Origin of the sequence: Microvirga splendida (assembly GCF_016427565.1) — a bacterium.
GTDB classification, from domain to species: Bacteria; Pseudomonadota; Alphaproteobacteria; order Rhizobiales; family Beijerinckiaceae; genus Microvirga; species Microvirga splendida.
The window spans coordinates 14,767-38,915 of the sequence record NZ_JAELXT010000023.1 but is presented as its reverse complement, the minus strand read 5'-3'; the positions used below and the strand labels follow the sequence as shown (position 1 = coordinate 38,915).

The window sequence follows — 24,149 nt, the reverse complement described above, 5'->3', positions numbered from 1 at the left end:
CGGCGATGGCGCACAGGCCCCCTCAGGGGCCTTTTTTATTGCCCAGATTCCTTGAGACAAAGCAGACGAGACCGACGGAGCGAGACCCATGAGCGAGACGATGACCGGAGCCGAAATGGTGATCCGAGCCCTGCAGGACCAGGGAGTCGACCATATCTTCGGCTATCCCGGCGGCGCGGTCCTCCCCATCTACGATGCGCTCTTCCACCAGGAGAAGGTGCGGCACGTCCTCGTGCGTCATGAGCAGGGCGCGGTCCATGCGGCCGAGGGCTATGCGCGCTCCTCCGGCAAGCCCGGCGTGGTGCTCGTCACCTCCGGTCCCGGCGCCACGAACGCGATCACGGGCCTCGCCGACGCGATGATGGATTCGATCCCGCTCGTCTGCATCACCGGCCAGGTGCCGACCCATCTCATCGGCTCGGATGCGTTCCAGGAATGCGACACGGTGGGCATCACGCGCCACTGCACGAAGCACAATTACCTCGTTAAATCGATTGAGGACCTGCCGCGCGTTCTGCACGAGGCCTTCTACGTGGCGCAGAACGGCCGTCCCGGTCCGGTGGTGGTCGATCTGCCGAAGGACATCCAGTTCAAGACGGGCTCCTATGTGCGGCCCCTGAGCAACCAGCACAAGACCTACCGCCCTACGGTGAAGGGCGACATGGAGCACATCCGTGCGGCCATCGAGCTGATGGCCAATGCCAAGCGGCCGGTGTTCTACACGGGCGGCGGCGTCGTCAATTCGGGGCCTCATGCCGCGACGCTGCTGCGCGAACTCGTCAGGCTCACGGGCTTTCCCATCACCTCGACCCTGATGGGCCTCGGCGCCTATCCGGCCTCCGACCGGCAGTGGCTCGGCATGCTGGGCATGCACGGCACCTACGAGGCCAATCTCGCGATGCATGAATGCGACGTGATGATCAATATCGGGGCCCGCTTCGACGACCGCATCACGGGTCGGCTCGATGCCTTCTCGCCGTTCTCCAAGCGCATCCACGTGGACATCGATCCGTCCTCCATCAACAAGACCGTGAAGGTGGACATTCCGATCGTCGGCGACTGCGCGCACGTGCTTGAGGACATGGTGCGCCTGTGGCGGCAGGACGCGCATCAGGCCGACAAGGTGGCGCTGAAGGATTGGTGGGGCAAGATCGAGGGCTGGCGGGCTCGCAACTGCCTCGGATTCCGGAATTCGACCGAGACCATCAAGCCGCAATATGCGATTCAGCGTCTCTATGAGCTCACGAAGGATCGCGAGACCTATGTCACGACGGAAGTGGGGCAGCACCAGATGTGGGCGGCCCAGTACTTCAAGTTCGAGGAGCCGAACCGCTGGATGACCTCGGGCGGCCACGGCACCATGGGCTACGGCCTTCCGGCCGCGGTCGGCGCGCAACTGGCGCATCCCAATGCGCTGGTGATCGACATCGCGGGCGAAGCCTCGATCCAGATGATGCTGCAGGAAATGTCCACGGCCCTGCAGTACAATCTGCCGGTCAAGGTGTTCATCCTCAACAACGAGTACATGGGCATGGTGCGCCAGTGGCAGGAACTGCTGCATGGCGGGCGCTACTCCCAGAGCTACTCCGAGTCGCTGCCCGATTTCGTGAGGCTCGCCGAGGCCTATGGCGGCGTCGGCATTCGTTGCGATAAGCCCGGCGATCTCGATGCGAAGATCATGGAGATGATCAACGTGAACCGACCGGTGATCTTCGACTGCATCGTCGACAAGACCGAGAACTGCTTCCCGATGATCCCGTCGGGCAAGGCGCATAACGAGATGCTGCTCAACGATTATCTCGGCGAGACCGGAGCCGACATCGGTTCCGTGATCGACGAGAAGGGCAAGATGTTAGTCTAACGGAGAACCCCTCTCCCGGGTGGGAGAGGGGCAGGGGTGAGGGAAGGCCGCTTCATGGTCAAGGAGCCACGGCAGTTTGCACGCAACCTTCGCAAGGTTCCGACCTCTGCGGAGGATGTGCTGTGGCAAGTTCTGAGAGGACGGCGCTTCAAAGGCCTGAAGTTCCGGCGGCAGGTTCCTTTCCTGACCTACACGGTTGATTTTCTCTGCGTCGAGCGAAAGCTAATCGTTGAGATCGATGGAAAACAGCATGAGTGGTACGCTGAATATGATAGTCGCCGGACGGACGAAATTGAGCGCCACGGATTTAGGGTCATTCGCTTCACAAATGGTGACGTGCTGAGCGATCTTGAATCCGTTTCGCTGAGAATTGCAGAGGCTGTGGTGCCTTCTGCGTCCTCTTACCCTCACCCCTGGCCCCTCTCCCACACGGGAGAGGGGAAAAGAGACACGTGATGCCAACCCTCGTCATCGCCAACAAGTGCTATTCGTCCTGGTCGCTGCGCCCCTGGCTGCTGATAAAGCAGTTGGGCGTGGCGTTCGACGAGATCTTTATTCCGCTCGACCTGCCGGACACTAAAGAAAAGGTGCTCAGGCATTCGCCGGCCGGCAAGGTGCCGATCCTGATCGACGGCGATGTCATCGTCTGGGAGAGCATCAGCATCATGGAGTACGTCGGCGAAGCCTACGGTGCTCCCGTGTGGCCCGAGGATCGCAAGGCTCGCGCGATGGCGCGCTCGGTCGCGGCCGAGATGCATGCCGGGTTCTCGGCCCTGCGCTCCGCGTGCCCGATGAATCTCGGCAAGAAATATGCGCAGAAGGACAGGGGTGAGGCGGTCGCGCGCGATGTCGCCCGCTTCAGCGAGATCGTGCGTCAGGCGCGGGAGCGCTTCGGCGCGGGCGGGCCGTTCCTCTTCGGCGCATTCTCGGCGGCGGACGCCATGTATGCGCCGCTCGTGACGCGCCTCGACACCTATTCCATTGCGCTCGATGCGACCACGCGCGCTTATGTGGACGCGATTCTCTTGCTGCCGGCCTTCCAGGAATGGCGTTCCGACGCCTTGAAGGAGCAGTGGATCGTGGAGGCCGACGAGGTGGGCGAGGATGCGATTGAGAACTACCGCAAGGCGGCTTGAGGCTTGAAGGAAATTCGGGAAACCAGACCATGCTCCAGATGAAGACCCACTATCCCGATGCAACCCGTGTCGAGCCGTCCAACCGGCACACGCTGGCCATCATCGTCGACAACGAGCCGGGCGTTCTTGCCCGCATTGCGGGCCTGTTTTCGGGCCGCGGCTACAACATCGAAAGCCTGACGGTCACCGAGACCGAGCACGAGGCGCATATCTCGCGCATCACCATCGTGACCACCGGCACCCACAGCATCATCCAGCAGATCAAGAGCCAGCTCGAGCGTCTTGTGCCGGTGCACCGGGTCGTCGACCTGACCCTCACCGGCGAGGCGGTCGAGCGCGAGCTCTGCCTCGTGAAGGTGGTCGGCAAGGGCGACCACCGGGTGGAGGCCATGCGGCTGGCATCCGCCTTCGGGGCCCGCACGCTCGATGCCACGCTCACGTCCTTCGTGTATGAGCTGACCGGCACGACCGACGAGGTCGAACGGTTCATCAAGCTGATGACGGCCGTGGGCCTCGTGGAGGTCTCCCGCACCGGCGTGGCCGCCATGGCACGCGGCGCGGAAGGGATGGGAGGCTAGCGCATCACGCTGGCCCGGGGGGCACGTCGGTTAACAATGGGGCCAAGCCGACGCTCTAACCCCTGAAGTCATCCTCCTGCAGGAATGCCTCCTCCTCGGGCGTGGTCTCACGGCCCAGGATGGCGTTGCGGTGAGGGAAGCGGCCGAAGCGGGCGACGATGTCGTGGTGGTGGTGCGCATACTTGACGGAATCCTCTTCGCCGAGGGCTTCGTTCAAGGCCACCGAGCGCTCCTGGTCCGCCAGGGATTCGGAGTGCATGAAGGGCAGGTAGAAGAACCGGCGGAAGAGCGGTTCCACCTCGTGGTCGAAACCGCGCTCGATAGCGCGGTCGGCGGCCATCAGGGCGACCGGGTCGGTTTTGTAGGTCTCGCGCTGGCCCCGGAACATGTTCCGGGGGAACTGGTCGAGGAGGAGAATGACGGCGAGCGCGCCCTCCGGGGTGAGCTCCCACTCGTTGAGATCGCCTCTAGCGGCGGCCTCATAGGTGGGCAGGAAACGGTCACGGCAGGCTTGGTCGAAGGCTTCGTCCTTCGCAAACCACTTCTCCGGGCCGGCCTCGCGCCAGAACTGGATGACTTCGTCGGGAGTGGCAAGGCGCTGCATGCGGCTTCGTCCTCTTCGGTGCGGAGATGCAGGCAATCTAGGGCATAGGGGAGCGGTTTGAACTCTCCAGGCTCGGATCGTTTGGGTGAAACGGGCTGCTCTGCACAGGATGCAGGGAAGGGTCGCAGTTTTGCTACAAACAACACCTTGTCAGCGCAGTTTTATTCGCTAAAAGCGGCGCCTGATAATTCAATGTTGCGCCAAGTCGATCGAGGCGGTGCAGCGTCAATAAACCCGGGGGAATGCCCCCTTTGAGACAAGGGACTTGGAAAGCCATGCGTGTCTATTACGATCGCGACGCAGATATCAACCTGATCAAGGGCAAGAAGGTCGCCATCGTCGGCTATGGCAGCCAGGGCCATGCCCATACGCTGAACCTGCGCGATTCCGGCGTGAAGGACATCGTGGTGGCGCTGCGCAAGGGCTCGCCCTCCGCGGCGAAGGCCGAGAAGGCCGGCATCAAGGTCATGGAAGTGGCCGGGGCCGCCAAGTGGGCCGACGTGGTCATGATGCTCACCCCCGACGAGCTTCAGGCGGACATCTATCGCAACGATCTGCAGGACAACATGAAGGAAGGGGCCGCGCTCCTCTTCGCTCACGGCCTCAATGTCCACTTCAACCTCATCGAGCCCCGCAAGGATCTCGACGTGCTCATGGTGGCTCCCAAGGGCCCCGGCCACACGGTGCGCTCCGAATACCAGCGCGGCGGCGGCGTGCCGACCCTGATCGCGATCCACCAGGACGCCACGGGCAATGCCCACGACATCGCGCTCTCCTATGCCTCCGCCAATGGCGGCGGACGCGCCGGCATCATCGAGACCAGCTTCAAGGAAGAGTGCGAGACCGACCTCTTCGGCGAGCAGGTGGTGCTCTGCGGCGGCCTCGTCGAGCTGATCAAGGCCGGCTTCGAGACCCTGGTCGAGGCGGGCTACGCCCCCGAGATGGCCTATTTCGAGTGCCTCCACGAGGTGAAGCTCATCGTCGACCTCATCTACGAGGGCGGCATCGCCAACATGAACTACTCGATCTCGAACACCGCCGAGTACGGCGAGTACGTGACCGGTCCGCGGATCATCACGGCCGAGACCAAGGCCGAGATGAAGCGCGTCCTCGAGGACATCCAGTCCGGCAAGTTCACCCGCGACTGGATGCTCGAGAACAAGGTCAACCAGACCTCGTTCAAGGCGACCCGCGCCCGCAACGCGGCCCATCCGATCGAGGATGTCGGCTCCCGCCTGCGCGACATGATGCCCTGGATCAAGGAAAAGGCCCTGGTCGACAAGAGCCGGAATTAAGCACTTCAAGCAGGGGCGGGGCTGGAGAAACCTTGTTTTCCAAGGACAAGGAACTCCGTCTCCGCCCCGCTGTCGTCTTCCTGCACTCACCCGGATGAGGATTTGCGGGCCTGTTCGTTTCCGGTTAGTGGGCTCTGATACGCAACCATCCGACAGCCCATGAGCGCATCGATCCTGACCGAAGACCTGCCGGCGTTGAGGGCGTCCTTTTGGGCGGATCTCGATCCCGTGACGCGGCTGGAACTCCAGGCGGAACTCGAGCAGGTGATTCTTCCGGGAGGGGCTGTCCTGTTCCAGGAGGGCGATCCGGCAGACGGGCTCTACATGCTCGTGTCCGGAGCGCTCGGCGTGTCTGTTCAGGGCAGTCATGGCGAACAGCGCCGGGTCGCCCGCGTCCTTCCACCGGAAACGATCGGGGAAATGGCCCTGATCTCCCATGCGCCCCGCTCGGCCAGCGTGACGGCCTTGCGGGACTCGGTGTTGCTCAAGCTGACCCGTGAGTCTTTCGAGCGCTTCGTGGAGCGCTACCCCTCCATCATGGTCTACCTGTCGCGACTGCTCGCCGAGCGGCTTCGCGCGACCACCCGAAGCACCCCGGTCACCTTCAAGCCGACCACCTTCGCCATCGTGCCGGTCACCCAGGGCGTAGCGGTGGCCGACTTCGCCCATGCCTTTCTGGAGGAGATGCGCCGCAGTCATGGGGCCGGAATCGCGCTCCTTGACGAGATGCCGCCCGAGGAGGACGAGAACTGGCTCTACCGGTTCGAGGCTGGCCGGGAGCGCGTGATCTATGTCGCGTCCGAACCGTCAGGGTCCTGGACGGGCCGCTGCATCCGCCATGCCGATCACGTCATGTTCGTGGCCTGCCCGGGCGAGCCCCTGGTTTCCGAGGCGGAGGCGCTGACATGCGCCGTGTCGTCCTGGCGGCGTCAGGATCTCGTCCTGCTTCAGAAGGCGGACGCCTCCCGCCCGACGCCAGCGCATCCATCGCTCGCTCGCCTCCCCGTGGACCAACGCATTCAGGTGCGGGCGAAAAGCCCAGCCGATCTGCAGCGCCTCATCCGGACCTCGAGCGGGCGCGCGGTGGGGCTGGTGCTGGCCGGGGGAGGAGCCAGGGGCTTCGCCCATCTCGGGGCGATCCGGGCCCTGCGCGAACACGGCTTTCCCATTGATCTCGTCGGCGGCACCAGCATCGGATCCGTCATGGCGGCAACGGCCGCCATCCAGATCGGCCTGGACGAGGCCAAGGACCTCATGAGGGAAGCCTTCGTCCGGAACCCGCCGCTGAACGACTACACGCTCCCGCTCGTGGCTTTGGTACGGGGGCACAAGGTGGATGCGCGGCTGTTAGAGCATTTCGGCGACCGGACCATCGAGGATCTCTGGCTGCCGTTCTTCTGCGTCTCGTCGAACCTGACGACCGGCACGACCCACGTGCATCGTCAGGGCCCGCTCTGGCGTGCCTTGCGGGCAAGCCTTGCTATTCCCGGTCTGCTGCCGCCGGTCATCGAGCCCGATGGCGTGCTCGTGGACGGGGCCATGATGAACAACCTGCCGGCGGACATCATGGCCGACCTGCAGAGAGGCCCGGTTCTCGGGATCGATGTGGCCCGGGACGTTGCTTTCACCACGGCTGGCGAGGAGGAGAAGAAGGCGCCTCTCCTGCGCCGGATCCTCGGCTTGCCCGCGCAGGCGCCGGACATCGTTAGCCTGCTCTACCGGGCGGCGACGATCTCCAGCGATGCCCAGACGCTCAAGGCCCGCGCCCATGCGGCCCTGGTCATTCATCCTCCTCTCGCGGATGTGCCGCTGAGGGGCTGGGAGCAGTTCGAGAGGGTGGTGGAGATCGGCTACGAGCACACCCGCGAGCGCATCGAGGCGGGCGCTCTCGATGGCTTCAAGGTTGTCTGAGGACCGCCCGGATCTTCGATGCTACAGGCGGTGCCACGCCATGGCAGACACAGCCACAATAAGGCAGAGGGCTAGGCCAAGCCTCTCGGAGCGGTGCCGGCAGAATTGATGCACGGCATAGCTGCCTCCGAGGACCAGGATCAGGCACCAGAGATCCTGAGCCAGGTAGTTGATCCTCGTGGGGCCGATCAGGGGTCGCGCGGTCCTCCAGCTCTCCGCCATCCAGAACAGGGAATAGACGAGAGAGGCGCCGCCCCAGACGCAGGGCCACCAGACAGCCGGCAGGCCTGCTGTAAGCGGGTTTGCAGCCTTCGGAGGCAGGGGGGACGGTGCGAGATCCGCGTAAGAATCGGGTGAAGAAATGGTCACGGCAACATTCCGCAATGATACAGCAAAGCTAGTAACATCGCGGAATGGTGCTGTGAGCTATGGGAATGAGTAGGGAGAGCAGCCGGTGAGACGAAAAGTTTTCAGCCCTTATTGCTGATTGCTCTTCGTGTTCTGGGCCTTGTTGTTGCTCTGCTTGCCGGGGTCGAGGCGCTTCTTCGTCGTGCCGCCCGATCCGCGGGTATCGTCGTCGAGGTGCTTCTTGCTCTCGGCAGAGTTGTCGCCGTTCATCTTGCCTTTGCCCATGAGGACCTCCTGTGGTGATGGAGGTTAATGAGCCCTTGGACCTGGGGTTCCCTAAAGCATCGGACCCAAAAGTGGCGTTGCACTTTTGGGTCCGATGCTTCGTCTTTAAGATGCGCATCGTTCTTAGCGGAAAACCGGATCCACTTTTCCGCACGATGCGCTGGCGCGCCCCTACCACAGCAGGTATTGGGCCAGTCCCGCGCCGGGTGCCAGGATCACGAAGGCCCAGACGGAGGCCGAGGCCAGGTTGGCCGCCTGGAACAGCACGCCCGGCATGAGGAAGATGCCGGCGATCAGGGCGATGACCGCCCGGATGGGGCCGAAGAAGCGCCCCAGGAACACGGCCCAGGGGCCGAAGCGCTGGAAGAAGTCTTCTCCTCGCTCGATGAGCTTGGGATTGCGCGACAGGGGCCAGACGCCATAGGCGGCCTTCTTGTAGCGCTGGCCGACGGCATAGGAGACCCAGTTGCCCAGGAAGGCTCCGCAGACGGCGCCCGCCCAGGCCTGCCAGAACGGGATGTCGGCTGCTGCCAGCACGAAGCCCACGGCAATCAGGATCGTCATGGTCGGCAGGAGCAGGGACACGAAGGCAAGCGACTCGGCGAAGGTCATGAGCCCGAGCACCAAGGGAGCATAGGCCTGGTGGGTCTGCACGAACTCCAGGACGCTGTTCTTCCAAAACTCGATATCCATGAATCCTATCAGGCTCCGGCTTCGTTGGGGTGCATACAGGGTTTTCGGGACAATCGGATAGATCCAATCGCATCCGTGATGAATAGGATCACATCACGCAATTTGAAGCAGGACCCGTGTTGCGCTAACCCGTACTCAAGGGGGCAAGAGCCATGAACGTTCTCTCGATCCAATCCCATGTCGCCTATGGTCACGTGGGTAACGCCTCGGCGGTCTTTCCGATGCAGCGCCTCGGCGTCGAGGTGTGGCCCATCCATACGGTGCAGTTCTCGAACCACACCGGCTACGGTTCCTGGAAGGGCCGGGTCTTCGACGGCCCCGCCATCGAGGACCTGGTGGAGGGCATCGCCGAGCGCGGCGTGCTCGGCCGCTGCGACGGCGTGCTCTCCGGCTACATGGGCTCGGCCGATATCGGCACCGCCATCCTGTCCGCCGTCGCGCGGGTGCGCTCCCTCAACCCGGATGCCCTCTATTGCTGCGATCCGGTGATCGGCGATGTGGGGCGCGGCGTGTTCGTGCGCCCGGGCATTCCGGAATTCATGCGCGAGCAGGCGGTGCCCGCGGCCGACATCATCACGCCGAACCAGTTCGAGCTCGATTACCTGTCCGGCCTCACGGCGCAGACGCTGGACGACGTGAAGCAGGCGGTCACAATCGTGCAGGGAATGGGTCCCAAGGTCATTCTCGTCACCTCCGTCGAGGCCAAGGAAACGCCCTCGGACAGCGTCGATCTCGTGGCCGGCGAGGGCGGGCGCTTCTGGCGCGTGCGCACGCCGAGGCTCTCTTTGTCGGTCAACGGGGCAGGGGATGCCATCGCGGCGCTGTTCTTCGTTCACTATGCCCGCTCACGCTCCGCCCCGACGGCCCTTGCCGAAGCCGCGGCGTCTGTCTACGGCTTGCTGAAGCGCACGGAAGAGGCAGGCTCCCGCGAGATCCTGACCATTGCGGCGCAGGATGAATTCGTCTCGCCCACCCGTCGCTTCGACGTTGAAGAGGTTTGATCCGCATGCCCCGCCGCTTTGTCACCCTCGATGTCTTCACGGCCACGCGCTTTGCCGGAAATCCTCTCGCCGTTGTGCTCGATGCCGAGGGGCTCGACATGGCAGCGATGCAGCGGATCGCCAAGGAGTTCAACCTCTCCGAGACGGTGTTCGTCTTCCCGGCCTCGGAGCCGCGCCAGCGCGCCGACATCCGCATCTTCACACCGGCCCGGGAACTGCCCTTCGCCGGTCACCCGACGGTCGGAACCGCCGTGATGCTGGCCCTGCTCGATCAGGAAGGCCAGCCGGGCGCCGTCGCCTTCGGGCTCAAGGAGCAGGTCGGCATCGTGCCCTGCGCCGTCGAGGTGAAGGATGAGACGAGCGGCACGGCCCGCTTCCGCCTGCCGCGCCTGCCCTTCGTGTGGGGCGAGGGTAAGGATTCCACGACATGTGCCTGGGCGCTCGGGCTCGACCCGACGGAGATCGGTTTCGACCGCCACGTGCCGAGCCGCCATTCGGCCGGCGTCGCCTACGATCTCGTGCCTGTTGCGTCCCTTGAAGCCTTGGCCAAGGCCAAGCCGCAGGGCGAGCCCTTCGACAAGGCCTTCGGCGACAGCGACCACCCGGCCCCTTATGTCTATGCCCGCATCCCCCAGGCGGAGGGATTGCGCTTCCGTGCCCGCATGTTCGGTCTGGGCATGGGGATCGTGGAGGATCCCGCCACCGGCTCCGCGGCAGCCGCCTTCGCCGGTGCCCTCATGCAATGCGAACCCCTGGGCGACGGCGAGCACAACATCGTCATCGAGCAGGGCGTCGAGATGGGCCGCCCGAGTGAGATCAACCTGCAGATGACGATCAATGATGGTGCGCTCGTGTCCGCCGAGATCGGCGGCGGCGCCGTGATGATGAGCCGCGGCGAGATCTTTGCGTGAACCGCGACATCGAGATCCGGCGCGTCTCACGCGTCGAGGCGTGCTGCCGCCCGTTCGATTGGGCCTGGCCCAAGCAGAACCGTGACTTCATCGCAGAGAACTGGAAGCGGCGCATTGCGGGCAAGCCGCAGATGTTCAACGGGCGCGTGCTGCTGCTGCAGGATGTCGCCTTCGAGCACGACCTGTGCCGCAACACCTATTTCGAGGTGGACTACGCCGACTTCGTCGCCTGGATCGACAAGGGCTATCCCGATCCCCACATCGCCAACGGCTTTGCCATGGGGGCGCTGCGCGGATCGGATGGTGCTTACATCTGCGGCGTGATGGGGTCAGGCACGACGAATGCGGGCCGCGTCTATTTCGCGGCCGGCACACCGGATCCGTCCGATCTGCGGCCCGACGGCACCGTCGATCTCGCCACCAGCCTGACCCGCGAGCTTGCCGAGGAGACAGGCCTGCACGAGGGCGACTATCACGTGGACGATGAATGGATCATCGTCCAGCGCTGGCCGACCATCGCGCTTCTGCGCATGGTGACCCTGCCGGTGACGGCCGAGGAGGGCGCGGCGAAGATCCGCGCCAACATCGCCCGGCAGCACGAGCCCGAACTGCAGGATGTGCGTATCATTCGTAACTCGCGAGACATCGATCCCGAGCGGATGCCGCTCTTCCTGCAGTCCTTCTTCGGCTGGATCTTCGATCAGAGATAGCCGTGCCGCGCCTTCGTGGCGTTGACCATCCGCACGGCTTCCGCATCGCGCCCTGCGGCACAGGCCGCCTCGGCCTGGGCGATCTCCCGTTCCACGCGGTTGTAGACGGATTGGTTCACATGCCCCATAGCCAGGTCGTTGCTCATGACGGCGCGATAACGGCCGATCTCGCCATTGCAGCCGGTGCCGGAGCTGCTGGCCGCCACGCCCATGCTGGCGGGTGCGGTGGCGGTCTGGTTGCAGGCGGCCAGCGCCAGGGCGCCGGTCAGGAGCAGGGCAGGGGTAGCGATCTTCATGGAAGCATCTCCTCGATGGACCTCGCGAGCGAGGCAGAAAGGCCAAGCTTCGTCTGTTCTAGGGCACTTTCCGGGGAGACCAGCCCTGCCGCGCTTCAGGTCATAACCCATACGTTCGTCGCGCCTTCTCTTTTCATTTGTTTCAAAGGCTTGCCATTCGGGAGGAGCGCCGTTACAAACGAGCCCGTTGTTCGCGGCTTCAAGCCCGCGGCCATGGAGGATTTGGGCAGCGATGATCATCGGCTCCCCCAGCGCAAGGATGAACGGAGCCGCTTCCGCGGCCGGTCGCGCGCGCCTTCTTGGCCTCCTTCTCCTTAGCTGCCCCTGAGGGTCGGCTGGGCGTTGCCGCCTGGGCTCTCAGGGGTTCTGGACAAGCAGGAACAACCTTGAGCTCTAGGGGCTCCTCCTCCGAGAAGGACTATAAGAATGACCGCTTCCGTATCCGGCGCCGCTAAGGACCGCGTTCTGATCTTCGACACCACATTGCGCGACGGCGAGCAATGCCCCGGCGCCACCATGACCCTGGAGGAGAAGCTCGAGGTCGCGGAGCTGCTCGACACCATGGGCGTGGACATCATCGAGGCGGGCTTCCCCATCGCGTCGAACGGCGACTTCGAAGCCGTCGCCCTGATCGCCAAACAGGTGAAGCGCGCGACCGTTGCCGGCCTCGCCCGCGCCATCTCGGCCGACATCGCCCGCGCCGGCGAGGCCGTGCGCCATGCGGTGCGGCCCCGCATCCACACCTTCGTGTCCACCTCGCCGATCCACCTGGCGCACCAGATGCGCAAGTCGGAGGAAGAGGTGCTGGAGATCATCACCACCACGGTGACCCAGGCGCGCAACTTGATCGAGGACATCGAGTGGTCCGCCATGGACGCCACCCGCACTCCGATCGACTACCTGTGCCGCTGCGTGGAAGCCGCCATCAAGGCCGGCGCCACCACCATCAACCTGCCCGACACGGTGGGCTATGCCACGCCGGACGAATACCGTGCCATGTTCCGGGCGGTGCGCGAGCGCGTGCCGAACGCCGACAGGGCGATCTTCTCGGCTCATTGCCACAACGATCTGGGCCTCGCCGTCGCCAACTCCCTGGCGGCCCTGGAAGGCGGCGCACGGCAGATCGAATGCACCCTCAACGGCATCGGCGAGCGCGCCGGCAACGCGGCCCTGGAAGAGATCGTCATGGCGATCAAAACCCGTGGAGACGTGCTGCCCTACGAGACCGGCATCGAGGCCACCATGTTGACCCGCGCCTCGAAGCTGGCGTCCGCCGCCACCTCGTTCCCGGTGCAGTACAACAAGGCCATCGTCGGCCGGAACGCCTTTGCGCACGAGAGCGGCATCCATCAGGACGGCATGCTCAAGAACGCGCAGACCTACGAGATCATGACGCCCGAGAGCGTCGGCGTCTCCAAGACGTCGCTCGTCATGGGCAAGCATTCCGGCCGCGCGGCCTTCCGCAACAAGCTGGAAGAATTGGGCTACAGCCTTTCCGACAACCAGTTCCAGGATGCCTTCGAGCGGTTCAAGGAACTGGCCGACCGCAAGAAGCACGTCTACGACGAGGACATCGAGGCGCTGGTCGACCAAAACATCGCCATGGCGCATGACCGCATCAAGCTGGTCTCCCTCCACATCGTGGCCGGCACCCGCGGCCCGCAACGCGCCACCATGCGGCTCCAGGTCGACGACCGGATCGTCGTGGAGGAGCAGGAGGGCAACGGCCCGGTGGACGCCACCTTCAACGCCATCAAGGCCCTGGTGCCCCATGAGGCGGTGCTGGAGCTCTATCAGGTCCATGCCGTCACCGAGGGCACCGACGCCCAGGCGGAGGTTTCCGTCCGCCTCTCGGCCGACGACCGCAGCGTCACCTCCCGGGCCGCCGACCCGGATACTCTGGTGGCCTCCGCCCAGGCCTATCTGGGCGCCCTCAACAAGCTCATGAGCCGGGGCGCCCGCCTGCACGCCCAGCACGCGGCGGAATGATCTCATGGAAAGGCCCGCTGCGCGGGCCTTTTCTTGTGCGGACAAGCCCGGGGATCGAACCCTCAAGCTTGAGGGGGCAGGTCGCCCATGCCCCGAGAGGCGACCTTTCCCGGGCTTTCGGGGTGTCGTATGAGGCTGCAAAGCGGAACAATGTTCCGCCCGAGCTTGGTGCTCTCCGGAAAATCCATCCCCAAGGCGGAAAACCTCACCTGCAGGGGCTAGACAGGCCCCATCCGGTTTGTTACACGCACGGCCTCTTCAGCGGTCACCGCACCGCTGAATTCGCTTCGGCGACGGGTGTGTAGCTCAGTTGGTAGAGCAGCTGACTCTTAATCAGCGGGTCCAAGGTTCGAATCCTTGCACACCCACCAAAGAATTCAAGATTCTGGTGCTTCTTGATCTTAAGTATGCATGCCGCCGGTGCGAAGCTGAGCGCGCCGAGTTCCTGCCTCGAATATTTCTATAGAAACTCAGGGCCTGCTCCACTCATGGATTTCCCTGCTCTTGAGTCCGCTTGCGCGAGCTTGGCATAGCTCTCATCGACTATCCTATCTGATTTTACGCAGTTCCCGTATGCACATTGCAGCCGCCACGCCGATACCCACTGTTATTGCCCAAAATGCATGTCGGTCTTCGTTCGGCATTGTTGTTGGCTGATCGAACCACAGCAGTCCTGCTGCAACGGTAAGCAGGGCGATGACTGTACAAAGCGCTATACGGGTAAGTATGACCTTAATATGCCCTTTAATAACCATGCGTGCGCCCCCCATGGCGAAGCGTTACATCACGCCATGATGCTGGCAAGCAAATGGCACAATTTCGGTTAAGCTGTTTTAGGAATAGCGCCATTCCTCAAACTAAGTGCTGATGTGTTAGCCGGTGAGTTCGGAGATGATCGCGGTTTCGCGGGAGCGGGCCATGCCGCGAATCCTCAGCTTCATTCAGCCGAAGAGGTTCGAGCAGGCTCGGAGTGCTGATCGGCCTCGGCTGCGTCGAGCGTGGCCCAGCCGACGGGGCGGCCGGTGTCGGGGAGCACTTCGCGCTCCCGTCTCTCGTGGAGAATATAGGCCTTGGCGATCATCTGCGCGGTGACGGGCGCGGTCAGGAACAGGAAGAGCGTGATGAGCAGTTCGTGGATCGACGGATTTCCCTCCACGATCCAGAAATACAGCATCGAGGCGATCAGCATCGAGCCGATGCCGAGCGTGGTGGCCTTCGTCGGGCCGTGCAGGCGCCGCATCAGGTCCGGCAGCTTGGCGAGCCCCAGGGATCCGACGAAGAGAAAGAACGCGCCGACGAGAATGAGGAGGGAGATGACGATTTCCGCGATGACCATGGGGCTGCTCACTCGATGACGTTGCCGCGCAGGAGATATTTGCACAGGGCGACGGTGGTCACGAAGCCGACCATGGCGAACAGGAGAGCCGTCTCGAAATACATCGTCGTGCGAAACCACAGGCCGATCACGACGATCAGCCCGATGGTGTTGATGACGAGGGTATCGAGGGCGAGGATCCGGTCGAGCACATCCGGGCCGCGCGCCAGGCGATAGAGCGTCAGCAGGCTTGCGATCGCAATGGCCGCAGTGGCGATGATGCAGGCGATGTCGATCATTCGAAGATCTCCTTGAGGCGGCGCTCATAGCGCTCCTTGATCTGCGCGACGGTCGCAGCCGGATCGGCGGTCTCCAGGCAATGGACGAGGAGCGAGCGCCCGTCGGCCGAGAGGTCTGCGCTGACGGTGCCGGGGGTCAGCGTGATCGTTCCCGCCAGGGCCGTGATGGCCTCCGCCGTGGTCAGGTCGAGCGGCACGGTCACATACTGGGAGCGGAGCGTGTCGCCGCGCCGGAACAGCACGAGGTAGGCCACCTGAACGTTCGAAATCGCGATGTCCTTCAGCACGATGCCGAAATACCCGAGAACCGCCATGGGGCGCCGGATGCGGGGCCGTTCGGGCCAGTAGCGGCCCGTCAGCATCGGAATCGCCCAGCCGATGATGATGCCGAGCGCCACGGCGCCGGCCGAAAGGTCGTTGACGAGCAGGATCCAGACGAGCGCGATGACGATGCTCAGGATTGGCTGCGGAAAGAGACGAGCCATCACCGCACCTCCGTCGCCCGTTGCGCCTGAGCCGGCCGGCCCAGAACCGCGTCCACGTAGGAGCGAGGCGTCACCAGCTGCTGCGCTGTTGCCTCCAGGTGCCGGGTCACCGGACCGGCCCCGAGGGAGAGCAGGGCGGTTCCGAGAATGAGGATCGCCGCAGGCATGATGGGCGTGGTGCGGGCGGGCGGTCCAGGCTCGATCGTTCCCGCCGTGGCCTCGCTCTTCCAGAACAGCATCGTGCCGGCCCGGCTGAAGCCGATGATGACCAGCAGGCTCGTGGCGAGCACGAAGGTCCAGATCCAACCGGCGGCACCGGACGTGCGTGTCGCATCCAGGATCATCAGCTTGCCGATGAAACCCGACAGGGGCGGCAGGCCGCTCATGGCGATTGCGGCCAGGAAGAACAGGCCGCCGAGCATGGCGGCGTTCGCCATGACAGGACTGGGCTCGAGATCGTCGCGCCAGCGCCCGCGACGGGAGGCGATCAGGTCGCTGAGCAGGAACAGGGCCCCGCCGGTCAGGGTCGAGTGCAGGGTGTAGTAGAGGGCGGCGGTCAGGCTTCTCGCATCGAACAGGGAGACGGCTACGAGGAGCGAGCCCATCGACCAGACGACGGCGAAGCACACGAGATCCACGAGAACGCGGCTCGCCAGCACGCCGATGGCGCCGATGGCCAGGGTCGCGAGGGCCGCCGGCATGATCCAGGGCGCCGCGATGGAGGCCGCCGCCCCGCCATCCTGGCCGAAGACGAGCGTGAAGACGCGGATGATGGCGTAAGCGCCGACCTTGGTCATGATGGCGAACAGGGCCGCGACAGGCGCCGGGGCCGCCGCATAGGCGGTGGGCAGCCACCAGTGCAGGGGCACGAGGGCGGCCTTCAGGGCGAAGACCAAAAACAGCAGCAGCGCTCCCGTCCGCAGAAGCGCCGCGTCGCCGGCCGCCACCTGGCCGACCTTTCCGGCGAGATCCGCCATGTTGAGGGTGCCGGTGACCCCGTAGATGATGCCGACGGCGAACAGGAAGAGCGTCGAGCCGAGGAGGTTGATCGCCACATACTGGAAGCCTGCCCCGAGCCGGCGCGGGCCGCCGCCATGCAGCAGCAGCCCGTAGGATGCGATCAGCATTACCTCGAAGAACACGAACAGGTTGAACACGTCTCCGGTCAGAAACGCCCCGTTGATGCCCATGAGCTGGAACTGGAACAGGGGGTGGAAATGATGCCCCTTCGCATCCCACCCGCGAATGGCGTGAAGCATCACGGCCGATGCCAGCACGCTTGAGAGCAGAACCATCGTGGCGGACAGCCGGTCCAGCACGAGAACGATCCCGAACGGCGCCGGCCAGTCTCCGAGCCGGTAGGACAGCACGTCACCCTCGATGGCGAGCATGAAGAGCCCGATGCTGGCGAGGCACAGGAGAGCGGTGGCCGCCAGCGAGACCCGACGCTGCAGGTCCGGGGATCGCCGGAGCAGCAGCAGCAGCGCCGCCGCCATGGCCGGAATGATGATGGGCGCGATGATCCAGCCGCTCATGAGGTCAGCCGTTCCTCGGCGGGCTCCGGCAACTTCGGGATGCCCTCGTCCACCCGGTCCGATCCGGTCTCGAGGAACCCGCGCAGGGCCAGCACCACGATCAGCGCCGTCATGCCGAACGAGATCACGATGGCGGTGAGCACCAGGGCCTGCGGGAGCGGGTCCGCGTAGATTGTCGTGTCGGACGAGATGATCGGCGGCCTGTCGACGGACAGGCGCCCCATGGCGAAGAGAAAGACGTTCACTCCATAGGAGAGAAACGTCATGCCGATGATGACCGGAAAGCTGCGCCCGCGCAGGATCAGGTAGATGCCGGCGGCGCTCAGCACCCCGATGGCGCTTGCAACGAGGAATTCCAAGGTCAGGGCTCCTTTCCATGAACGGTGGTCGGGGGCGCGACCGTGGCGGCCATGCGTTTCAGCCGAATGTCGGATGGGCCCAGGGGCACCGGCTTGCGCTCGGCGCGGGCTTCCACGCGGGCAATCTGGGCCAAGGACAGGAGCACGGTTCCGACCACCGCAAAGAAGACCCCGGTGTCGAACGCCATGGCGGTGGCAAGCTCGAACTCGCCGATGACGGGAAGATGGACGTAGCCGAAGGTGCTGGTCAGGAACGGACGGCCGAACAGGAGCGAGCCGAGACCCGTGAGACCCGCCAGCAGGACTCCGACACCTAGCATCGTGTGAGCGTTCAGGCGCAGGCGCTCCGCCGTCCAGACATAGCCGCTCGCCATGGCCTGCATCAGGAGCGCAATGGCGACGACGAGGCCCGCGATGAAGCCGCCGCCGGGCTGGTTGTGGCCGCGCAGGAAGATGAACGCCCCCACGGTCATGGCGAGGGGCAGCAGCGCGCGGGTCACCACGACAAGCATGAGCGGATGGGCGTCCGCAGCCTCGTCGCCCTGGTGCATGGATTCCAGCCGGCGGGCGGCGGCGCCCTTGAGCGAGCTGTCGAGCAGGGCGTAGATCGCGAGGGCCGCGATGCACAGCACGATAATCTCGCCGAAGGTGTCGAAGCCGCGGAAGTCGACGAGGATCACGTTGACCACGTTCGTGCCGCCGCCGCCGGGCTTCGACTGCGCCAGGTGGTACTCGGAGATCGGCTGGAAGTCCCGCGTCATCACCGCGTAGGCGAGGCCCGCCAGCCCGAGGCCTGCCGAACAGGCGATGACGCCATCCCACATGCGGCGGATCGCGCCGGTCTCCCTGGGGGTCGTGCGGGGCAGGAGGTTGAGCGCCAGCAGCAGCAGGATCGTCATCACCACCTCGACCGAGATCTGTGTGAGGGCGAGATCCGGGGCCGAGAACTGGATGAAGGCGATGGACACGCCAAGTCCCACGAGGCTGGTGAGGATGAGCGTGAGAAGGCGGTTGGCGTGCAGCACCGCAACGGCGAGGCTGGTAGCCAGGAGAGTGGCCCAGATGACCAGCGCCGGTCCATTGACGGGCAGGGGAGCCCTGGTTCCCGCCGCGTGGGTTCCCGTCATGAACCCGGCGCCGCCGACGACGATGATGGCCACGATGATCGTCGCGAAATAGCGGGGCAGCGACTCGGTGTGGAGCGTCGCCACAACGACCCTTGATCCGCGAGCTGCACTGTCGAGCACCCGGTCGAAGATCCGCTTGGCCTCCGGGCGCGGCGTGGCGAGGCGGAGGCGGTCCAGCGGCTTGAACGCCATCAGGAGGGCCGCTCCGCCGACGAACGCCACGACGCTCATCATCAGGGCAGGCGTGAAGCCGTGCCAGAGGGCGAGATAGTAGGAGGGCAGGGCCTGGCTGCCGATGACGGCGAGCGCGGTGCGCTCCACCACCGGCCCGGCGATCAGCGCCGGCAGAAGCCCGATGGCGATCACCGGCACGACCAGCACCGCCACGGGAATCCAGAGCCCGACGGGCGGATCGTGCGGATGGTGCGGGTAATCGGTCCGGACCCGGCCGAGATAGGTCGCGACGGCAAGCCGCGCCGAATAGGCGACCGAGAGCAGGGCGCCGACCGTCGCCAGGGTCGGCATGATCCAGGGATTGCCCGCATAGGGCGTGTGCACGACCTCCTCCAGCATCATCTCCTTCGACAGGAAGCCATTGAGCAGCGGCAGGCCCGCCATGGAGCCGGCGGCCACGAGGGCGAGCGTGGCGCTGATCGGCATCAGGTGCAGGAGGCCGCCGAGACGCCGGATGTCGCGCGTGCCCGCCTCGTGGTCCACGATCCCGGCGCTCATGAACAGGGCCGCCTTGAAGGTGGCATGGTTGAGGATGTGGAACACGGCCACCACGGCGGCCATGGGCGTGCCCAACCCCAGCAGCATGGTCATCAGGCCGAGATGGCTGACGGTGGAATAGGCGAGGATCGCCTTCAGGTCATCCTTGAACAGGGCGATCCAGGCCCCGATCAGCATGGTGATCAGCCCGGTCATGGATACGATAAGGAACCAGGCCTCGGTTCCGGCAAGCGCAGGCCACAGGCGTGCCATGAGGAACACACCTGCTTTCACCATCGTGGCCGAGTGGAGATAGGCCGACACCGGCGTCGGGGCCGCCATGGCGTGCGGGAGCCAGAAATGGAACGGGAACTGGGCCGACTTGGTGAAGGCGCCGCCGAGGACGAGAAGCAGCATCGGCAGGTAGAGCGGCGAGGCCTTGATCACGTCGCCACGCTGCAGGATCTCGGTCAGTTCATAGGATCCCGCGATCTGGCCCAGGAGGAGAAGGCCCGCGAGCAGCAGGAGGCCGCCGCCGCCCGTGACGACCAGTGCCATGCGCGCCCCCTGGCGCCCCTCCGGGAGGGCGCGCCAGTAGCCGATCAGCAGGAAGGAGCTCAGGCTCGTGAGCTCCCAGAACACCACCAGCAGGAGGATGTTGTCGCTGACCACGACGCCCACCATGGCTCCCTGGAACAGGAGAAGGTAGGCATAGAAGCGACCCATCGGGTCGTCCTGGCTGAGATAAAAGCGGGAATAGATGATGATCAGGAGGCCGATGCCGAGGATCATCGCGGCGAAGAAGAACCCGAGGCCATCCAGGAACACGCTGAACGACAGGCCGAACTGCGGCAGCCACTCGTAGGTCGCCCGGACGATCTCGCCCCGATAGACCGCCGGCGCGGCAGCCGCCAGGATGAGGAGCGCCGCGACCGTCGGAACCGCGGCCGCCACCGCGCACAGCGTGCGCCCGGACCGGATCGCCAGCGGCGGGAAGATAGCTGCCAGAAGCGGCATCAAGGGAAGCAGTACGATGTTCAACGTAACATCTCGTATGGAGCTGCGCGAATGGCACGGACAAGGTGCCGGCACTTGTAGATTGCCTCGGCGCCGTGCCCGTCAATGCCTGAGCCCCGGAGGACGGAATCAGCACTCGCCCGAACGGCTTCGCTCATCGAGGATGGTCCGGGCACCATTCCTCAAGCCGATCCATCCCGCCCGACATCAGGCGGAGTTGCTGGAAGCGAGGGGCAGGACCATCGGCTGGGATTGCTCGATCCTAGGCGTCTACCTTTCCGGAAGGTCCCCAATGAAGTGGTGATTGGGAAAGGCCGATCTGACCATCGGGGCAGTCGCAGCAAAGCCCGAGGCAAGCGGTATCGTCAGCATCTGGTTCTCTCCGTCCGATGAGGCGTTGGGGACTACGGGCAAACGGACAGGCTTGGATAAGGTTCTGCTGCATCTTAGAAGTCGGGATGAAACTCGATTGGCCTCGGCTTCTCAGACCCGGGCTGGGGATCGAGCAACACTCTTCCGGAAAAGCAGCGCCCGTAGGTTCGGCCGGATGGGCGGCCTGTCGGGAATATGAGAGATGATGAAGACCTCGGACCATTGCTGCTCCGGGTCCTTGTTCACGTAGCCAGAATCGTGACGTCTCCCGGTTTAAGCTCCCGGCTTCCGATCACGACCTTTCCCAGCGACGCGGCAACATCCCAGGTGCTGTTGCCGTAGTTGAATGCGAAGGTGAGAGCACCGCGCCGGCGCAGGCGGATGTCCTCCGGGAGCTGCATGCCTTCCAGGCCGGACCGATCGAGGCACCATGCCATGAGATCGCGCAGGCCTTGCCCTTCGAGCCAGCCCGCCAAATAGGCTTTTGAATCTGCGCTCATGAGGGCAGGGCACCCGTCCTCGAAGCGGGCGTGCACCTGAACCCTTGCGCCAGCTTCGACATCCTCGCGCCAGCGGGTCGCCGTTCCTTGCACGGTGCCGGTCAGCGGCTCCTGGAGCCCAGGCCGCAGGGACGAGACCTGGATGACCTTGATGGGGATGAGGTCGGCGAGCGGGCCGGGCGCGAGGTTGTCCGGGATGGCGAAGGTGCGCGTGCGCGACCCCGTGCGCGGGCCGAACAGGATGAAGCCCTCCGCGTCGCGGAACGCCGCATGCGCCGCATCGCTCACATAGGGGAGGGTGGGAGCGAGCACCAGGCGATAGCCTTTCAGCGATGCGCCGGGGCGGACGATGTCCACATCCAGGCCGAGGCGCCGAACGGCCTCGTACCAGCGATAGGTCATCTCGGCATAGTCGAAATCCTGGCCCTGGGGCTGGATGCGCGTGATCCAGGACGCCTCGTAGTCGAAGACGAGCGCCACCGGGGCTTGGCCACCGTCCGGCAGGGATCCGAGCGCCTTCAGTTCGCGGCCCACCTGCGCTGCCTCCTCGCCGCCCGGCGAGAGGGTGCGGTCGGGGAGGTTCAGGCCCGCATGGTTCTGCTCCTGCGCGAAGGGCGCTTGGCGCCAGCGGAAATAGCTCACCACCTCGGCGCCGTGAGCAAGCGCCTCCCAAGTGAAGAGGCGGATCTGGCCTTTGCGTGGAATTGGGTTCCAGGGAGCCCAGTTCACCGGACCCGGCTGCTGCTCCATCACCCACCAGCGGCCACGGCCGACGCCCCGGTAGAGATCGTGATGGAAGGCTGCCATGTCCGGATGCGCGGTGCGCGCGTAGCGGATCTTCTCCTCCTCGGAGAAGGGGAAGCGCTCGGTGAAGCCGATGGGGTAGGAATCCCAGGTGGCGAAATCCAGATCGTCGCCCACGTCCCAATGATCGAAATCATGGAACAGGCCCATGAAGTTGTGCGTGATGAAGCGTCCCGGCGAGTGGGCGCGCAGGATCTCCACCTGCATGCGGTTGTAGGCCGCCACCTGCTCGGAGGAGAAACGCCAGAAGTCGAGCCGCGCCGCAGGGTTCGTCTCGGTCACCGAGAGGTTGGGCAGGAACGCCTCGTCGAAGGAGCGCAGCTCCATGGACCAGAACACGTTGCCCCAGGCCTCGTTGAGCGCTTGCGGGGTCTGGTAGCGGCGGCGCAGCCATTGCTTGAAGGCGGCGAGATCGTGCTGACCCCAGGAGAGAATGGTGTCGTGGCAGCCGTACTCGTTATCGGTCTGCCAGCCCGCGAGGCCCGGATGCTCGCCGTAGCGGCGCGCCACGGCCTCCACGATGCGCCGGCTCTCCTGGATCCAGGCGGGCGCGGAGAAGGAATAATGCCGGCGGGATCCGAAGCCGCGCACCTGATCCTTCTCGTCGACGGGCAGAATGTCGGGATGACGGTCGATCAGCCATTTCGGCGGCGTAGCCGTCGGCGTGCCGAGAACGATCTTGAGGCCGGCGCCGGCGAGCACATCCATGGCGCGGTCGAGCCAGCCCCACTCGAAGCGGCCGGGCTCCGGCTCGATCCGGCTCCAGGCGAACTCGCCGATGCGGACGTGGGTGATGCCGAGCGAGCGCATGCGCGCCGCATCTTCCTCCCACCAGGACTCCGACCAATGTTCCGGATAATAGCAGACGCCCAGCATGAAACCCGTGCTCTAACTTTTCGTAGAATGATCTGGTGCTTAAAGGAGCGCGCCGTTGATCACGGCTGCGCCTTGTGAATCGAAGAGATGGCAGCTGCGGCGCGAGACGCCGATGGGCACCGTGTCGCCCGCCCGAACGGAGGAGAGCCCGTCCGCCCGCACGACGACTTCCACGTCCGAGCCGAGATCCACATAAAGCATGGTCTCGGAGCCCAGGCGCTCGGTCAGGCGCACCTGACCCTGAAGGGTCGCATCCTCGCCGGTGCCGAGGCTGAGATGCTCCGGGCGGACGCCGAGCGTCACGCCATCCTCGCGCGTCGGCAGCACGATGGGAGCGCCACCCGGCAGGGTGAACCGCATGCCGTCGCCATCTCCTCCCGTGCGCTGAACCGGCAGGGTGTTCATGGTCGGCGAACCGATGAACCTGGCGACGAACAGGTTCTTCGGGCGATGATAGAGTTCAAGCGGCGAGCCGACCTGCTCGATCCGTCCTGCATTGAGCACCACGATCCGGTCGGCCAACGTCATCGCCTCCACCTGGTCATGGGTCACGTAGATCATGGTGGTGCCGAGATCCTGGTGCAGCTTGCCGATCTCGATGCGCATCTGCACGCGCAGGGAAGCGTCGAGGTTGGAGAGCGGCTCGTCGAACAGGAAAACCTGCGGGTTGCGCACGATGGCGCGGCCGATGGCGACGCGCTGGCGCTGGCCGCCGGAGAGCTGAGACGGCTTGCGGTTCAGGAGGTGGCCCAGCTGCAGCATGTCGGCCGCGTGCTTCACGCGCTGCTCGACCTCCGCCTTCGGCGTATTCGCCATGCGAAGCCCGAAGGAGATGTTCTCGGCCACCGTCATGTGCGGGTAAAGGGCATAGGACTGGAAGACCATGGCGGTGCCGCGATTGGCGGGCGCCACATGTGTCATGTCGGCGCCGCCGATGGTCACCTGGCCGTCGCTGACCTTCTCGAGCCCCGCGATCAGGCGCAGCAAGGTGGACTTGCCGCAGCCGGACGGGCCCACGAACACGCAGAACTGGCCGTGCTCCACCGCAAGGTCGATGCCCTTGATGATTTCCACGTCGCCGAAGCGCTTGCGGACATTGTTCAGGCGCACATCAGCCATGGCGCGAACCTT

The 24,149-nt window shown here is 64.8% G+C and carries 23 protein-coding genes and 1 tRNA gene; 11 read left to right on the top strand and 13 right to left on the bottom strand.

The genetic code is table 11. The features are described 5' to 3' along the window. Positions 1-88 precede the first annotated feature (88 nt). Genes JAO75_RS18180 through ilvN form a run of 4 tightly spaced genes read left to right on the top strand, consistent with a single transcriptional unit; the run spans position 89 to position 3,575 of the window. Positions 89-1,861, top strand: a complete 1,773-nt coding sequence (locus JAO75_RS18180) for an acetolactate synthase 3 large subunit (RefSeq protein WP_199050559.1) — start codon at positions 89-91, stop codon at positions 1,859-1,861. A gap of 54 nt (positions 1,862-1,915) precedes the next feature. Next, complete coding sequence (locus JAO75_RS18175) at positions 1,916-2,317, top strand: endonuclease domain-containing protein (RefSeq protein WP_199050558.1); 402 nt, start codon at positions 1,916-1,918, stop codon at positions 2,315-2,317. Beyond that, the gene (locus JAO75_RS18170; RefSeq protein WP_199050557.1) at positions 2,317-2,997 is read left to right on the top strand and encodes a glutathione S-transferase family protein; all 681 of its coding nucleotides are present in this window, start codon (positions 2,317-2,319) and stop codon (positions 2,995-2,997) included. The genes JAO75_RS18175 and JAO75_RS18170 overlap by 1 nt, the downstream gene beginning before the upstream one ends. Before the next feature lie 29 nt (positions 2,998-3,026). Then, on the top strand, positions 3,027-3,575 hold the full coding sequence (gene ilvN / locus JAO75_RS18165) for an acetolactate synthase small subunit (RefSeq protein WP_199050556.1): 549 nt from the start codon (positions 3,027-3,029) through the stop codon (positions 3,573-3,575). Positions 3,576-3,630: 55 nt separating this feature from the next. Here the strand turns inward: ilvN and JAO75_RS18160 are convergent, their stop codons facing one another. Further along, positions 3,631-4,179: a DUF924 family protein gene (locus JAO75_RS18160; protein WP_199050555.1), complete on the bottom strand. Its 549-nt coding sequence runs from the start codon at positions 4,177-4,179 to the stop codon at positions 3,631-3,633. A gap of 242 nt (positions 4,180-4,421) precedes the next feature. Here JAO75_RS18160 and ilvC point away from each other — a divergent pair, with 242 nt between their 5' ends. Together ilvC and JAO75_RS18150 are read left to right on the top strand one after the other, a co-directional pair. Further along, positions 4,422-5,474, top strand: coding sequence for a ketol-acid reductoisomerase (gene ilvC, locus JAO75_RS18155; RefSeq protein ID WP_199050554.1), 1,053 nt, complete (start codon positions 4,422-4,424; stop codon positions 5,472-5,474). Between the two features lie 159 nt (positions 5,475-5,633). After that, positions 5,634-7,385, top strand: a complete 1,752-nt coding sequence (locus JAO75_RS18150; RefSeq protein ID WP_199050553.1) for a patatin-like phospholipase family protein — start codon at positions 5,634-5,636, stop codon at positions 7,383-7,385. Positions 7,386-7,406: 21 nt separating this feature from the next. On the opposite strand, the gene JAO75_RS18145 is transcribed toward JAO75_RS18150, so the two are convergent. From JAO75_RS18145 to JAO75_RS18135, 3 genes are all read right to left on the bottom strand, one after another. Next, positions 7,407-7,754, bottom strand: coding sequence for a hypothetical protein (locus JAO75_RS18145; RefSeq protein ID WP_199050552.1), 348 nt, complete (start codon positions 7,752-7,754; stop codon positions 7,407-7,409). Between the two features lie 108 nt (positions 7,755-7,862). Continuing rightward, positions 7,863-8,018: a hypothetical protein gene (locus JAO75_RS18140; RefSeq protein ID WP_199050551.1), complete on the bottom strand. Its 156-nt coding sequence runs from the start codon at positions 8,016-8,018 to the stop codon at positions 7,863-7,865. A 171-nt stretch (positions 8,019-8,189) separates the two neighbouring features. Then, on the bottom strand, positions 8,190-8,711 hold the full coding sequence (locus tag JAO75_RS18135) for a DedA family protein (RefSeq protein WP_199050550.1): 522 nt from the start codon (positions 8,709-8,711) through the stop codon (positions 8,190-8,192). 152 nt (positions 8,712-8,863) lie between these two features. On the opposite strand from JAO75_RS18135, the gene pdxY reads away from it, so the two are divergent. The 3 genes from pdxY to JAO75_RS18120 are packed head-to-tail and all read left to right on the top strand — an operon-like array spanning position 8,864 to position 11,333. Beyond that, complete coding sequence (pdxY, locus tag JAO75_RS18130; RefSeq protein WP_199050549.1) at positions 8,864-9,712, top strand: pyridoxal kinase PdxY; 849 nt, start codon at positions 8,864-8,866, stop codon at positions 9,710-9,712. Positions 9,713-9,717: 5 nt separating this feature from the next. After that, positions 9,718-10,623, top strand: coding sequence for a PhzF family phenazine biosynthesis protein (locus JAO75_RS18125; protein WP_199050548.1), 906 nt, complete (start codon positions 9,718-9,720; stop codon positions 10,621-10,623). Next, positions 10,620-11,333, top strand: a complete 714-nt coding sequence (locus JAO75_RS18120; RefSeq protein ID WP_199050547.1) for an NUDIX hydrolase — start codon at positions 10,620-10,622, stop codon at positions 11,331-11,333. The genes JAO75_RS18125 and JAO75_RS18120 overlap by 4 nt, the downstream gene beginning before the upstream one ends. Here the strand turns inward: JAO75_RS18120 and JAO75_RS18115 are convergent. Continuing rightward, positions 11,324-11,629 (bottom strand): hypothetical protein, encoded by a 306-nt coding sequence (locus tag JAO75_RS18115; RefSeq protein WP_199050546.1) that lies wholly within the window; start codon positions 11,627-11,629, stop codon positions 11,324-11,326. The two genes, JAO75_RS18120 and JAO75_RS18115, sit on opposite strands and share 10 nt — an antisense overlap. 426 nt (positions 11,630-12,055) lie before the next feature. On the opposite strand from JAO75_RS18115, the gene JAO75_RS18110 reads away from it, so the two are divergent. Both JAO75_RS18110 and JAO75_RS18105 read left to right on the top strand, forming a co-directional pair. Beyond that, entirely contained in the window at positions 12,056-13,618 is a 1,563-nt protein-coding gene (locus JAO75_RS18110) for a 2-isopropylmalate synthase (protein ID WP_199050545.1), read from the top strand. 295 nt (positions 13,619-13,913) lie between these two features. Then, positions 13,914-13,989, top strand: a tRNA-Lys gene (locus JAO75_RS18105). A 566-nt stretch (positions 13,990-14,555) separates the two neighbouring features. On the opposite strand, the gene JAO75_RS18100 is transcribed toward JAO75_RS18105, so the two are convergent. From JAO75_RS18100 to JAO75_RS18065, 8 genes are all read right to left on the bottom strand, one after another. Next, positions 14,556-14,954: a Na+/H+ antiporter subunit G gene (locus JAO75_RS18100; RefSeq protein WP_199050544.1), complete on the bottom strand. Its 399-nt coding sequence runs from the start codon at positions 14,952-14,954 to the stop codon at positions 14,556-14,558. 8 nt (positions 14,955-14,962) lie between these two features. Beyond that, positions 14,963-15,232 carry a K+/H+ antiporter subunit F gene (locus tag JAO75_RS18095; RefSeq protein WP_199050543.1) on the bottom strand — a complete coding sequence of 90 codons (270 nt, stop codon included), beginning with the start codon at positions 15,230-15,232 and terminating at the stop codon, positions 14,963-14,965. After that, positions 15,229-15,717, bottom strand: a complete 489-nt coding sequence (locus JAO75_RS18090) for a Na+/H+ antiporter subunit E (RefSeq protein ID WP_199050542.1) — start codon at positions 15,715-15,717, stop codon at positions 15,229-15,231. Before JAO75_RS18090 ends, JAO75_RS18095 begins: the two co-directional genes overlap by 4 nt. Then, positions 15,717-17,252, bottom strand: coding sequence for a monovalent cation/H+ antiporter subunit D (locus tag JAO75_RS18085; protein ID WP_199050541.1), 1,536 nt, complete (start codon positions 17,250-17,252; stop codon positions 15,717-15,719). The genes JAO75_RS18090 and JAO75_RS18085 overlap by 1 nt, the downstream gene beginning before the upstream one ends. Further along, entirely contained in the window at positions 17,249-17,611 is a 363-nt protein-coding gene (locus JAO75_RS18080; protein ID WP_199050540.1) for a Na+/H+ antiporter subunit C, read from the bottom strand. The genes JAO75_RS18085 and JAO75_RS18080 overlap by 4 nt, the downstream gene beginning before the upstream one ends. 2 nt (positions 17,612-17,613) lie before the next feature. Continuing rightward, the gene (locus JAO75_RS18075) at positions 17,614-20,490 is read right to left on the bottom strand and encodes a monovalent cation/H+ antiporter subunit A (RefSeq protein ID WP_199050539.1); all 2,877 of its coding nucleotides are present in this window, start codon (positions 20,488-20,490) and stop codon (positions 17,614-17,616) included. A gap of 590 nt (positions 20,491-21,080) precedes the next feature. Beyond that, entirely contained in the window at positions 21,081-23,018 is a 1,938-nt protein-coding gene (locus JAO75_RS18070; protein ID WP_199050538.1) for a beta-galactosidase, read from the bottom strand. Positions 23,019-23,057: 39 nt separating this feature from the next. Then, on the bottom strand, positions 23,058-24,137 hold the full coding sequence (locus JAO75_RS18065; RefSeq protein WP_199050537.1) for an ABC transporter ATP-binding protein: 1,080 nt from the start codon (positions 24,135-24,137) through the stop codon (positions 23,058-23,060). Positions 24,138-24,149 lie beyond the last annotated feature (12 nt).

Bases quoted from the DNA above. Each gene is read 5' to 3' on its own strand.
- JAO75_RS18065 (WP_199050537.1), bottom strand. From the start codon at position 24,137: ATGGCTGATGTGCGCCTGAACAATGTCCGCAAGCGCTTCGGCGACGTG.
- JAO75_RS18150 (WP_199050553.1), top strand. From the start codon at position 5,634: ATGAGCGCATCGATCCTGACCGAAGACCTGCCGGCGTTGAGGGCGTCC.
- JAO75_RS18180 (WP_199050559.1), top strand. From the start codon at position 89: ATGAGCGAGACGATGACCGGAGCCGAAATGGTGATCCGAGCCCTGCAG.
- JAO75_RS18095 (WP_199050543.1), bottom strand. From the start codon at position 15,232: ATGATCGACATCGCCTGCATCATCGCCACTGCGGCCATTGCGATCGCA.
- JAO75_RS18090 (WP_199050542.1), bottom strand. From the start codon at position 15,717: ATGGCTCGTCTCTTTCCGCAGCCAATCCTGAGCATCGTCATCGCGCTC.
- ilvN (WP_199050556.1), top strand. From the start codon at position 3,027: ATGCTCCAGATGAAGACCCACTATCCCGATGCAACCCGTGTCGAGCCG.
- JAO75_RS18170 (WP_199050557.1), top strand. From the start codon at position 2,317: ATGCCAACCCTCGTCATCGCCAACAAGTGCTATTCGTCCTGGTCGCTG.
- ilvC (WP_199050554.1), top strand. From the start codon at position 4,422: ATGCCCCCTTTGAGACAAGGGACTTGGAAAGCCATGCGTGTCTATTAC.
- JAO75_RS18070 (WP_199050538.1), bottom strand. From the start codon at position 23,018: ATGCTGGGCGTCTGCTATTATCCGGAACATTGGTCGGAGTCCTGGTGG.
- JAO75_RS18140 (WP_199050551.1), bottom strand. From the start codon at position 8,018: ATGGGCAAAGGCAAGATGAACGGCGACAACTCTGCCGAGAGCAAGAAG.
- JAO75_RS18115 (WP_199050546.1), bottom strand. From the start codon at position 11,629: ATGAAGATCGCTACCCCTGCCCTGCTCCTGACCGGCGCCCTGGCGCTG.
- JAO75_RS18085 (WP_199050541.1), bottom strand. From the start codon at position 17,252: ATGAGCGGCTGGATCATCGCGCCCATCATCATTCCGGCCATGGCGGCG.
- pdxY (WP_199050549.1), top strand. From the start codon at position 8,864: ATGAACGTTCTCTCGATCCAATCCCATGTCGCCTATGGTCACGTGGGT.
- JAO75_RS18110 (WP_199050545.1), top strand. From the start codon at position 12,056: ATGACCGCTTCCGTATCCGGCGCCGCTAAGGACCGCGTTCTGATCTTC.
- JAO75_RS18160 (WP_199050555.1), bottom strand. From the start codon at position 4,179: ATGCAGCGCCTTGCCACTCCCGACGAAGTCATCCAGTTCTGGCGCGAG.
- JAO75_RS18175 (WP_199050558.1), top strand. From the start codon at position 1,916: ATGGTCAAGGAGCCACGGCAGTTTGCACGCAACCTTCGCAAGGTTCCG.
- JAO75_RS18135 (WP_199050550.1), bottom strand. From the start codon at position 8,711: ATGGATATCGAGTTTTGGAAGAACAGCGTCCTGGAGTTCGTGCAGACC.
- JAO75_RS18100 (WP_199050544.1), bottom strand. From the start codon at position 14,954: ATGGTCATCGCGGAAATCGTCATCTCCCTCCTCATTCTCGTCGGCGCG.
- JAO75_RS18125 (WP_199050548.1), top strand. From the start codon at position 9,718: ATGCCCCGCCGCTTTGTCACCCTCGATGTCTTCACGGCCACGCGCTTT.